We start from the raw sequence: 11553 nt of genomic DNA on the forward strand, positions 1-11553 counted from the left end.
AATGGTTAAGGGTTAAGGGTTAATAGTTAAAGAGTAAGCTTAAAGGTGCAAGTTTCGGTATTAAAGGCGCAACTTCGAGGATAAAAGGTGCAACATTCAGGTTTCTAGGCACAACTTCGAGGATAAAAGGTGCAACATTCAGGTTTCTAGGCACAACTTCGAGGATAAAAGGTGCAACTTCGAGGATAAAAGGCTCAACATTCAGGTTTCTAGGCACAACTTCGAGGATAAAAGGCTCAACATTCAGGTTTCAAGGTGCAACTTCGAGGATAAAAGGCTCAACCTTCAACCTCAAAGGCTCAACTTTCAACCTCAAAGGCTCATTATCCAACCCCAAAGATGCAACAACCATCATAAATTCACCACGCCCCTTGTATCTCTTGTCCCCCTCATCCCTTGGTTAGTGAACGTAGTCAAACTACATCCCATCATCCTCCATGCCCAATGCCCTATGCCCAATGCCCTATGCCCCATGCCCCATTCCATTCAACCGCTTCTCATACTGAGACACTAATTCCGCAGCTTTATCTAAAACAGTAGGGCGTGTATATAAAAGTTGCTTTGCTTGTTCAGCTAAATCGGATAATTTCCCATCTTCAATCAATCCTTTTGCTAGTGCTTTAGCTTTCAGCGCCTCCAAGCGTCCCCGTAACTCCCGGCGACTATCTAAAAGAGTGCTATTAGCAGTATATGCTTGTTGTTCCGATGCTATGTACTCTTGAGTTTTCTTCATCCAATTATCTAAACCGAACATCACGGGATTGACTAAACCCTCTGCTAGCTTAGTTTCTAACCTTTTTAACCATTGAGTGAGCGCATCTAATTCCCCATTTGTCAATGGCGGCTGCTGTATTAAATAATCCACAATTTTTTCCTGGCTTTCCGCAAAAGTAGCCAGAGAACTTGAATGAAGCGCCGTTAATTTTTCTAACAAATTCTGTGCGATCGCAAATCTCTCTCTGATTTGGCGTTGCTGTTTGAGTGCTTGTTCCACAACCGATTTCACTTTTACCAACATCGGCTGAATCTGTTGTTCAACCTCTGCACTCACCCCCAGAGGATCTTGTTCTACCCGTTGACGCAAAGATGCGATCGCTGTTTGACTTTGCACCAATTCATCAAGAGTATTGGGATCTAGGGATTCGGCTAAATTTTGCAGCGAGTAAATTTGCGATTCAGCGTCAGCCAAGATGTAATCTAGATGATTCCACGCAGTATCCACAGCTAAAACCGCATCCCTAGCCACAGAAAAAGCATGATTCATCACTTGTAATAACTGCGCAGGTGCGATCGCATTGGCTATGTGAGTAGCACTCAGTAATTCTCTTTGTGCAAGCGGCGTATGCACAGATGGTAACTCAATTGAAGCCCCTATTAACAGTTGTTTAATCTCCTCAACTTTCTGTTCACTCACCAAAAACCGTGGTAATTCCTGGCGTAACTTACTCGCCTTCTCTACTACCTGCACTAATAAGTCGAAATATTGAAACAAATCATTCATCGCCTCCAGTGCGGGAGTTACCCGTGTCGCCGTAATTCCCGTCAAATCAATTTTGGGATAGCCGGGAGAACCACAAAGCCGCTGATATGTTGGTAATTCTTGTAATTCCAGAAGATTTTGGCTGACAACTTTGATTTTATGTTTCCAGTCAGCTAAAAGTTGATCAATTTCATCTGTCACAGCGCTGACTCCTGTATCAAAGAGGCTGTTGAGGTAAAGAGCGATCGCTATCCGCTAACCAACTATTATCTGCATCTTTGTTTTATAACAACTATTACTTAACTAATATTGAAGATTTTTACTTTTCGTTAGCAGTAGCCCGTGTGATGGCTAAAAGGTTGTTTAAAAAGCAGTTGCATGTGATTGTCAGTACCTCTAGATCCCCCCTAGCCCCCCTTTTTAAGGGGGGAAAATTCTCTCAAAGTCCCCCTTTTTAAGGGGGATTTAGGGGGATCAATAATGTTTTGCTACTAACCAGTGCGATCGCCTTCACCAAAACCTTCACCACTCACCCAAAATCTCTCTCAAACCCTCTTCCCTTCGTGCCCTTCGTGCCCTTTGCGGTTCGTTTTTCCACGATCACCTTCTAATTATCCGGGTTTTGCTAGGAATTGCCCACCCCACATTCCGCCACTCTCCGCGTCTCCCCTTCCCCGCGTCTCCCCGTCTTCTTAATTAAGCGATCGCATCTCAACTCAAACTTTCTCTGCCAACCAATCGCGAAAATTACCATAATAAAAGCTGTAATATTTCTCTCCCCCCATTTCTTCTTGACGTAAAAACTCAAACCAACTTTCTAACACCTCCTCAACATCAAATTCATCCCCATCAATTATTTGTGCGATCGCTTCCACAGAAATCGGCTGCTGTTGCTGAACTAAAACCTTCAACACAGCTTGGCTAAAATCCTCATCTGGAATCGCAGTCATCATTTTTTGCCAATGCTGCTGATAATATGCATCTAAACCAGGTGGAACTTGATTGTCATTCAAAGCTTGCGGATCAAAACCCAGAGCGATCGCAGCTAAAACTCGACTGACATACATAAAATTATTTTCCGCTTTAGCAGCAAGACTAGTGCAAAATTCTTCCTCGTTTATTTGGCGATCGCTCAACCAAGACTTGATATTTTCGTCAGTTAACCCTGAGCGTAGCCGAAGGGTAAATTGTTGAATATATCTTTGAATATCTTGCCAATTTTCCTCTGAGTATTGTCCTAAATCAAGACTCTGTGACGGCGTTTCAATTAATAAACCCGATTTTTCCCTCAAAAAAGGTCGGCGTGTGAGGAGAAAATAAACCCCATCTGGGAGATAGCGGGGAAGATAAAATAAATTTGTCCCAGGAGATTGACTATTAGAATCAATGCGGTCTAATCCATCAATAATAAGAATTAATTTTTGCTCAGGTTCCAACTCATCACTGATTTGCTGAAGCAGCACAGACAAAAACCAACTCCCCTCACCCGCATTATCCCCAACCCCCCTCACTCCCCCCGCCAACGCAGCGAAGTCTTGCACATCTAACTCCCTCCTCGCTTGCGGGGAGGGCTGGGGTGGGGTGCTACAACTCTGCAACCACTCAACTAATTGATGACAAACAACCTTCAGAAACTCCTCAGCGCGATTTTTCCCCTCAACTTCCACGTTGTAATAAACAACATCAGGATGATCTGTCGCATACTTGGCGAAAATCGCACTTTTACCGCTACCCGGTGCGCCAACAACAGTGAAATAACCCCGGCGATAACGGTGAATAAACTCATCAATCGCCGTAAATACAAATTCACGCCCGACAAAATTATCGCTTTTTTCTGTAATAATTTGTTCAAACTCTGTGGGATGTCCTCTGGAATTGATTGTATTGGGTAGTGAATTCATAATTGTGAGAAATAATTAAAAGATAAGTAGGCAAACATAATTAAATTTCAAGTGTCATTGCGTTCGCGTAGCGTCTCGAAGAGAGGAGGAACGACGAAGCAATCCCAGCCCCTTGCGATTGCTTCGTTCCGCTTCGCTCCACTCGCAATGACAAGGTAGATTGAATTTTGCATTACCATTAAACCAACAGTGGAGGTAGTCATGACTGTGCAATTACTAAGACGAAAGTTTACAGTTGAGCAATATCATAAAATGATTGAGTCCGGGATTCTCACAGCAGATGACCGAGTAGAACTGATACGGGGAGAAATTATTGAGATGTCGCCAATTGGAACAAAACACGCTGCTTGTGTGAAGTGCTTAAACAAACTCTTGTCTACTAAGTTAAGGGATAGGGTTCTCATTGCTATTCAAGACCCTGTTGAACTGGACAATAACTCACAACCTCAGCCTGATGTAGCATTACTTAAACCCCGTGATGATTTTTACGCCACTGCACACCCCCAACCCCAGGATATTTTTTTATTAATTGAAGTAGCTGATTCAACTATTGAGTATGACCGAGAACAGAAAATTCCTTTATATGCACAAGCAAACATAATTGAAGTTTGGCTAGTAGATATTAACGAGCAAATTATCGAAGTTTATCAACAACCCACCCCCGCAGGATATCAAATCGTGCAAAAGTTCACTAGCGGTCAAAACTTATCAATTACAGCATTTCCAGACGTAAACATAACCGTCAACGAAATCCTTGGTCACTAGTATATTGTGTAATTTCCTAATTACGAATTACGAATTACGAATTACGAATTACTCTCCGTGTTCTCAAGACGCAAAAAATGCAATTTTCCGGATTGTTCTCCTGCCACAATTGTCATACCATCTGGTGCAACTGCACAGCAATGAAGAGGACTTTCCCCTGTGAAAGTGGCGATGACCTCTCTTGTTGCCAAATTCCAGGCTTTGAGAGTGTTATCCCAGGAAGCAGAAATCACCTGTTGCCCATCAGGGGTAACAGCGACGGCTCTTACATAGGAACTATGACCATTAAGGGTAAATAGTTCTTGACCATCTGCCAAATTCCAGACTTTGAGGGTGTTGTCCCAGGAAGCAGAAATTACCTGTTGTCCATTGGGGATGACGGCGACGGCATTTACCCAACGACTATGACCATTAAGTGTGAAGAGTTTTCTTCTGCTTATCAGATTCCTAATACAGCTAAAAAATCCTTGTTTTTCAGTCGCCAAATTCCAAATTTTGAGTGTGTTGTCAGAAGAAGCAGAAATCACCTGCTGCCCATTAGGGGTGACAGCGACGGCATTTACCGAGTAACTGTGACCATAGAGAGTGAAGAGTTCTTTCCCTGTTACCAGATTCCAGACTTTGAGAGTCTTGCCATAGGAACCAGAAATCACCTGCTGCCCATTGGGGGTGACAGCGACGGCATTTACCGAGTGACTATGACCATAGAGAGTAAATACTTGCTTCCCTGTTGCTAGATTCCAGACTTTGAGAGTCTTGTCAGTGGAACCAGAAATCGCCTGTTTACCATTGGGGGTAACAGTGACAGCATTTACCCAGTCACTATGACCAGTAAGGGTGAATAGTTTATTTCCTGTAGCCAAATTCCAGACTTTGAGGGTTTTGTCATCGGAAGCGGAAATTACCTGCTGTCCATCGGGTGTAAAGGCGACGGCATTTATTGATTGGCTATGACTATTGACAGTGAAGAGTTCTTCTTCTGTTGCTAGATTCCAGACTTTGAGAGTCTTATCAGAAGAAGCAGAAATCACTTGTTGCCCATTGGGGGTAACAGCGACGGCATTTACCGATAAACTATGACCATTGAGAGTGAATAATTGTTCTCTTGTTGCCAGATTCCAGACTTTGAGGGTGTTGTCCCAAGAAGCAGAAATCACCTGTTGCCCATTGGGGGTAACAGCGACGGCATTTACCCATAAACTATGACCATTAAGAGTGAATATTTCCTTCCCTGTAGCCAAATTCCAGACTTTGAGGGTTTTATCATCGGAACCAGAAATCACCTGTTGCCCATCAGGGGTAACAGCGATGGCATTTACCGAATAACTATGACCATTGAGGGTGAATAGTTCCTCCCCTGTGGTCAAATTCCAGACTTTGAGGGTGTGGTCGGAGGAAGCAGAAATCACCTGTTGTCCATTGGGGGTGACGGCGACAGCTTTTAGCGATTGACTATAACCATTGAGAGTGAATAGTTCTTCCCCTGTTGCTAAATCCCAAACTTTGAGCGTATTGTCCAAAGAAGCAGAAATCACTTGTTTACCATTAGGGGTGACAGCGACGGCTTTTACCCAATCACTATGACCATTGAGAGTGCGGAGTAAGCGTCCTCCTGGTGGCGTTAAGCTTGGGGTTAAGGAACGCAGCCAAGGAGTAGTAGTCTTTTGCTTTATTTGTGCCAATAATACCTGAATTTCTTCTGACTTTTTCTGATGTAGTAACCGTCCGTACAATTGACTGGCTAATTGCTGCTTATCCCCTGCTAAAATATGCGCTGATATTCTCAATGCTCCTTGAATCAATTTGAGACTTTTGACCTTTTCAGAGTTGTATTCTGGATAATTTAATGTTTCAGCACCATCAATCAAATCATAATCTTCAATTAAAGCCTGCACCCCAAACTCAGGATGGTTAATTTTGGCATTAATGAAATCAAAATCAGTCAGGGTTTGGTAGTACTTCTCTAATTTTCCCGACTTCACCAGGTTTGGCGCTAAACTAACCAAGTAAGCACGTTGAAAAGCAGGACTTTGTGCCGCAAACTTGTCAGCAAATTCTCCCATTTCACGCTATCCCACTTGTGAATCTAGGTAATTTAGTAGGTTGGGTTGTAGCTTGCTTCCCTGTAGGGGTACGAATGTGAAACCCAACTATTGTTTGTGGGTAGAGTTGTGTTGGGTTGCGTTGCTCAACCCAACCTACAAGTAATGCTGACGAAAATTCTCCCATTTCACGCCATCCTCTTTACAAGGTAGTCTGCAATGCGTTGATTAACCTCTTGAAATGGAGTGCGTTTAGGATTTAGCTTCCGTTGCATTTTCAAAAAATCTAAAAAACTAGCGTGATAGATGCTATAGCAGATTTCGCCTGCTAAATCTTGCGGCTTCAAATACTCAACCCACTCATCTAAAACTGTTTCCACATCTTCTTCTTTCTGTTCAGTAATCGCCGCTATCATATCACAGGGAATTGGTGTGCCAATCTCCACTAAAACAAACAGGATAAACACCTTTATATCCTGAGTGTTTTTATCCATCCCCATGCGTTGCCAATGAACTTGATAATAGTCCTGAAGACCATCGGGTAATTGCTTTAAACTTAGGTCATTATAGTCACCTTTAGCAATTCCTGGCACAACATAGCGCAGGTACATGAAATTATTTTCGCTCTTAGTTGCTACCTGCTCAACAAAATCGTTCTCTGAAATATTGCGGTCTTGCATCCATTGTCTAAGTGCATTTTTATAGTCTGGATCGTCATGCAAAAAGAACCGAATATACTCCTTGATATCTTCACGGCTCAAATTAGCATACTGACTGTCCCTTAAATCTAGCTCCTCTACAGAGACATCTGGTGCAGACAAGCGTTTTTTATCTATAGTATAAGGTCTTCTAGTCAGCAGAAAATAAATACCTTCAGGAAGCGACGGCGGTAAATCTAAAAGATTCCCCCCAGCTTCTTGTTCCACCTCATCCAAAGCATCAACTACAATTACTAGACGTTCACCATTAATTAATTTTTTGCTAACCTGTTCTAGTAAATCTGCTAAATTAGCCTTCTCGACATTCTGCAACTGGTAATTCTTAATTAATTGTTTGCGAATACTCTCTAAAAATAACTCTGGTCGATTGCGACCATCGGAGCGAATATTAAAATAGCATGGTGATTTATAATCCCAGACATATTTAGCAGCAATGGTACTCTTCCCCATCCCCGCATCCCCCAGCACTGTGAAGTAACCACTACGATTTTTGTCACAAAATTGCTTAAATGCGTCAAAAACAAACTTACGACCGCAAAACGAGCGAATCTTTTCTTTAATTAATGACTTAAATTCCGTTGGATACTCGTCTAAATTCCATTCTGGGAAAGGTTCAAAATCCTTAGATTTACTTCTTTTAGCAACTTTAATAAATATTTCCCCAAACTCCTCTAACTCCGAGCGCAATTCAATTCTTTTCAATCGGATATCAAATGCTAAATCATTACTATGCAAAAACTTTTCTACTTCCTTGACAAAACCCAAAGGATGATTTGCAGTATAAGCACTCCAAAAAGCTTTTTTTACCTCTCTTTCCCGAAAAAGATTCAGCATAGCTTCTGGCTTATCCACACCATACTCAATTAAAGAGTAGACATAAACACCATCGACATCTTTGGGTGGTTGTGCTGGGTCAAAATTGAATTGTTTTAAAGTTCTGACTACAGTTTCATTGCGTTGAGCTTGATTAATTACTAGAGAAGCCGCAGGTTTAGCAATATTTTTAAGTGCGTTAACTACAATATCAATACTCATATTCGCTAAGAGCTAGTATAATTTTTACACCTTTAGCCTATACTAGCGAATGATGACAAAAATTAGCCCGTGTAAAGCCATATTACAGCCTTAGCTTCCTCTTATCTCTTCCTTCGTGCCCTTCGTGTCCTTCGCGGTTCGATTTTACATAGATATTTTTGCCTCACGCAAAGGCGCAAAGGCGCAAAGAAGACGGTAAGAGGTGTTGCGATCGCGACATTTCAACTGAAAAACACCAAACTTCAGCCTCAGAACCTCACCGTTCCCCTTCAGAACACGAACCTTCGCCTTCCGAACACGAAACTTCGCCTTCCGAACACGAACATTCCCCTTCCAAACCTCAACCGTCAGCTTCTAGACTCGAAACTTCGAGTAAAAAAGGCGATCGCACTCTCTTTTTCTGCGAACTCTGCGCCTCTGCGGTGCAATGGCTAATTTTAACACCTCAAGAACAGGGATATGGCTAAGGGCGATCGCACCAAAAACATTAACCTCAAACATCATGCGATCGCCCAACACATTCTGAAATAATAAAATTGTTAAATTTTTTGCTGTAATTTTCCAAAAATTGCATTCTTTGTCATGCAATCTATCTCAAAAGCCAGAGTAGAACAAACCCTTCCTTAAAAGTTCGGTTTCACTGACCTTATTAAAATCAATAACCAGATAAATTGATTAATAAATAAAGCGCCACTAGAGATAAAAGTCATGAGTAACCTTTCCCATCGCCAGCCAGATTATTTTGAATCCCAAACAAATCACAACAATAATTTGTTGCAATACGTACAATCTTTGAATCCTGAAATAGTTGCTCAACTTTCTAAACCCTCTTCACCTGAAGTATTGCGCTTAATTCAACGAGCTATTGTAGAAATGTTAGGTAACTTACCCAATGAAAAATATCAGTCCGTTATCACCACCAGCCGCGATGAACTAGGCAGACTTTTAGGTTCTGCAATGGTAGACGGCTATTTCCTGTGCAACGTCGAACAACGGCTAGAAATGGAAAAAACATTACAACTGACAGGTGTAAAAAGCGAAGACACCGAACAGCCATAATGCTACAACTAGTGAAGTTGCAAGATCTGTAAGATCCCCGACTTCTTAAAGAAGTCGGGGATCTGATCCCTCGCAATCCCTCATAGTAATTACGAATTACGAATTACGAATTAGTCTTATCGCTTGTTAGAAGGTTGCCAACCGCGACGTTCCAACATCTGCCGCACCTCTGGACTAGGATTATAGTTATAGCCATAAGAGGAGCGCTCGGAGTCATCCATAATTTGAGGTGTGAGCAATACAATCACCTCTCTACGTTCATTGGTTCTGTTAGTTTTTCTAAACAGCGAACCAATTAAAGGCAGATCGCCTAAGATAGGAATCTTAGAGATACTTGTCCTGTCTTGGTCTTGAATAATACCTGAGAGAATCAGCGTCTGACCATCTCGCAAGCGAATCATCCCAGAAGTCAGAGAACGTTCCGACACTAAAATGATTTGTCCGTTTCCTGTATTTTCAGCAGCTGAAGGTGCGCTGACAGTGGGAGCAACCGATAGAGAAACAAAACCATTGTCATCAATCCGTTCAATTTTCACATTCAACGTTAAGCCAACTTTTTGTTTATTTATTGTTCTCTCAGTCCTAGAACCACCAGTAGTATCAGTTGTTTGAATAGTTATGTTCCCTACAACTTCCTGAGTCAGATTGACAAGAGCCTGCTGACCTTCTTGCACAATTAAAGTTGGGTCAGTCAAAATTTTGGCATTACCATTTGTCACCTGAGCCTGCAAACTAGCGAGTAACCGTTTGGGGAACTTGTATAACGTTGGTAGAGAGTATGTATATGTATCAGGAGTTCCAGCGGTTGTACCTGTTCCCGGAGTTCCAGGTTCAAAGGCTGTGATACCAGGTTGTAGCGGATTTCCATTGGGGTCTAAAGGAGCATCAGCTAATGGTCTGCTACCTGCTGGTGGGTTAAAGAATTTATCACCTAGAAATGGCTCACCTGTAATTGGGTTGGTAATGATTGGTGAATCAGTCACACTTCTTGCCACTTCAGAAGCAGTCGCAGGTCTAGAGCCACCAAAACTCAGAGATGCTGCACCACCGTCATTGGTAAAAAAGTTGTTACCGACCCCAAAGGAAAAGCTAGTGTTGTAATCCTGGGTGCCGGTGAGATTCACATCCACAATTTTGACGTTAACCACCACTTGACGACGACGGATATCAAGCTGAGTCAGTTGAGCCATCGCAATATCAATTAGCCTAGGAGAACCAATTAAAGTTAGGGAATTAGTCCGCTCATCTCCTAATGCCTGTAAACCTCTAAGTAATGGATTAGAGTCTCTAAAATCAACCCGTTGAGTTTCAACTCTGGTTTCGGTAGTTGTCTGAGTTTGGGTGACTGCGGCGGCTGAATTACCCACAGGTACAGCATTGACACTAGTAACTTGTCGTTCACGGCTAATAGCACTTTCTGCACCCAAACCGACTAAAAAGTTGAGGGCGACACCCACCGTTACCTGATTGAGTCGCAGGCTACGCATCACCGTATCACGAGTGGAAGTAGGCAATTTTGCGCCCACAAAAATAGTGCGATTACTTCGGTTCGCTTCTAAACCACTCAAGCGCAAGACGTAATTAAACACATCTTGTACTGGTTCATTTTCTATATCTAGGGATATGGTTTGAGAGACTGCTTGTCCATTAACAGCAGTACCACCTGCTCCCTCTCCGCCTACATAAGCCAGATTAAGACCAGCCGCACGGGCTAGTAGTGATAAAACCTCCCGCACGGGAGCATCTCTTAGTACTAACCGAGGGACACGTTCTTGAGTTCCTAGGTCAATGGTACTTGGAGAAGCATCGGTATTGGAGATAGCAATATCCCCCACTGGTGGAGCTACAGCTCTTGGTAAGAATGGTGGCCCCTGGTTTGGGGGTTGACCAGGGCCAGCTGGCTGTGCAGGTTTCCCGTCAATTGTCACTTCCGGATTAGGGACAAGAACATCTGGCTTTTTGCCGGGTTGGGATGAGGTGCTAGTAGATGGCGTTGTTGGCGTTGGTGTTGTTGGCGTTGGTGTTGTTGGCGTTGGTGTTGATGCTGTGGTACCTGTAGAGGGACTAAAGCCGAGGGTGATGCCATTGTCTTGTCGTACTACAGGTTGATTGCTAGGGGCATTATCGCTTCCAGTTACCACCACCCGGATGCTATTGGCATCAAGCTGAACAATTTCAACGGAGGCAATTCCTGATGTGGGGTTGTCTTTACGGAAATTATTGCCTTGTGGTAAACGTAGTTGAGTATTAATAATATCTGTAACTAGAGTTTTCCCTCTTTTTGTTGTGAAAATTTGCGGGCGCGAGCCTGAAGACGTTTTTAAAACAACATTAATTCCACCATCAACTGGATTTAGCTGTACGTCAGTAATTTGGGTCGTGTCTGCCCAAACTGGTTGAGCTGCCAAAAAGATAAATGCAGCAGTACCCAATAATAAACTATTACCGTGAAGCTGTTTCACAGTTCATTCCTCACCTGATAAAACCTTGTTGACAAATAATTTTTGAGTAGGTATGTTGCAACCTTCTCTATCCAGAACGGGGGTAGGGGC

The 11553-nt window shown here is 42.7% G+C and carries 10 protein-coding genes; 3 read left to right on the forward strand and 7 right to left on the reverse strand.

Annotated elements, in window-relative coordinates:
• Positions 1-19: 19 nt before the first annotated feature.
• The 3 genes from AACU32_RS28535 to AACU32_RS28545 form a co-directional block, all read right to left on the reverse strand.
• On the reverse strand, positions 20-217 hold the full coding sequence (locus AACU32_RS28535; RefSeq protein ID WP_339378343.1) for a hypothetical protein: 198 nt from the start codon (positions 215-217) through the stop codon (positions 20-22).
• Between the two features lie 246 nt (positions 218-463).
• Complete coding sequence (locus AACU32_RS28540) at positions 464-1681, reverse strand: hypothetical protein (protein WP_096604632.1); 1218 nt, start codon at positions 1679-1681, stop codon at positions 464-466.
• Positions 1682-2196: 515 nt separating this feature from the next.
• Positions 2197-3381: an ATP-binding protein gene (locus AACU32_RS28545; protein WP_096604634.1), complete on the reverse strand. Its 1185-nt coding sequence runs from the start codon at positions 3379-3381 to the stop codon at positions 2197-2199.
• A gap of 201 nt (positions 3382-3582) precedes the next feature.
• Between AACU32_RS28545 and AACU32_RS28550 the strand changes: the two genes are divergently transcribed.
• Complete coding sequence (locus tag AACU32_RS28550) at positions 3583-4146, forward strand: Uma2 family endonuclease (protein ID WP_096604636.1); 564 nt, start codon at positions 3583-3585, stop codon at positions 4144-4146.
• Between the two features lie 41 nt (positions 4147-4187).
• Here AACU32_RS28550 and AACU32_RS28555 read toward each other — a convergent pair whose 3' ends face one another.
• From AACU32_RS28555 to AACU32_RS28565, 3 genes are read right to left on the reverse strand one after another with little or no spacing between them, the layout of a single operon-like run.
• Positions 4188-6209: a WD40 repeat domain-containing protein gene (locus AACU32_RS28555; RefSeq protein WP_096604638.1), complete on the reverse strand. Its 2022-nt coding sequence runs from the start codon at positions 6207-6209 to the stop codon at positions 4188-4190.
• A gap of 1 nt (position 6210) precedes the next feature.
• Complete coding sequence (locus AACU32_RS28560) at positions 6211-6375, reverse strand: hypothetical protein (RefSeq protein ID WP_339378344.1); 165 nt, start codon at positions 6373-6375, stop codon at positions 6211-6213.
• A 1-nt stretch (position 6376) separates the two neighbouring features.
• Positions 6377-7942: an NACHT domain-containing protein gene (locus AACU32_RS28565; RefSeq protein WP_096604640.1), complete on the reverse strand. Its 1566-nt coding sequence runs from the start codon at positions 7940-7942 to the stop codon at positions 6377-6379.
• 158 nt (positions 7943-8100) lie between these two features.
• On the opposite strand from AACU32_RS28565, the gene AACU32_RS28570 reads away from it, so the two are divergent.
• Positions 8101-8409 carry a hypothetical protein gene (locus AACU32_RS28570; protein ID WP_339378345.1) on the forward strand — a complete coding sequence of 103 codons (309 nt, stop codon included), beginning with the start codon at positions 8101-8103 and terminating at the stop codon, positions 8407-8409.
• Positions 8410-8650: 241 nt separating this feature from the next.
• Positions 8651-9001 (forward strand): DUF760 domain-containing protein, encoded by a 351-nt coding sequence (locus AACU32_RS28575; RefSeq protein ID WP_096604642.1) that lies wholly within the window; start codon positions 8651-8653, stop codon positions 8999-9001.
• Positions 9002-9117: 116 nt separating this feature from the next.
• On the opposite strand, the gene AACU32_RS28580 is transcribed toward AACU32_RS28575, so the two are convergent.
• Positions 9118-11463, reverse strand: coding sequence for a type IV pilus secretin family protein (locus tag AACU32_RS28580; RefSeq protein WP_096604644.1), 2346 nt, complete (start codon positions 11461-11463; stop codon positions 9118-9120).
• Positions 11464-11553 lie beyond the last annotated feature (90 nt).

Origin of the sequence: Calothrix sp. NIES-2100 (assembly GCF_963875285.1) — a bacterium.
Lineage (GTDB): Bacteria > Cyanobacteriota > Cyanobacteriia > Cyanobacteriales > Nostocaceae > Aulosira.

What these genes read in the sequence shown, in the direction of transcription:
- AACU32_RS28545 (WP_096604634.1), bottom strand. Translation starts at nt 3,381, where the DNA reads ATGAATTCACTACCCAATACAATCAATTCCAGAGGACATCCCACAGAG.
- AACU32_RS28550 (WP_096604636.1), top strand. Translation starts at nt 3,583, where the DNA reads ATGACTGTGCAATTACTAAGACGAAAGTTTACAGTTGAGCAATATCAT.
- AACU32_RS28555 (WP_096604638.1), bottom strand. Translation starts at nt 6,209, where the DNA reads ATGGGAGAATTTGCTGACAAGTTTGCGGCACAAAGTCCTGCTTTTCAA.
- AACU32_RS28560 (WP_339378344.1), bottom strand. Translation starts at nt 6,375, where the DNA reads ATGGGAGAATTTTCGTCAGCATTACTTGTAGGTTGGGTTGAGCAACGC.
- AACU32_RS28565 (WP_096604640.1), bottom strand. Translation starts at nt 7,942, where the DNA reads ATGAGTATTGATATTGTAGTTAACGCACTTAAAAATATTGCTAAACCT.
- AACU32_RS28575 (WP_096604642.1), top strand. Translation starts at nt 8,651, where the DNA reads ATGAGTAACCTTTCCCATCGCCAGCCAGATTATTTTGAATCCCAAACA.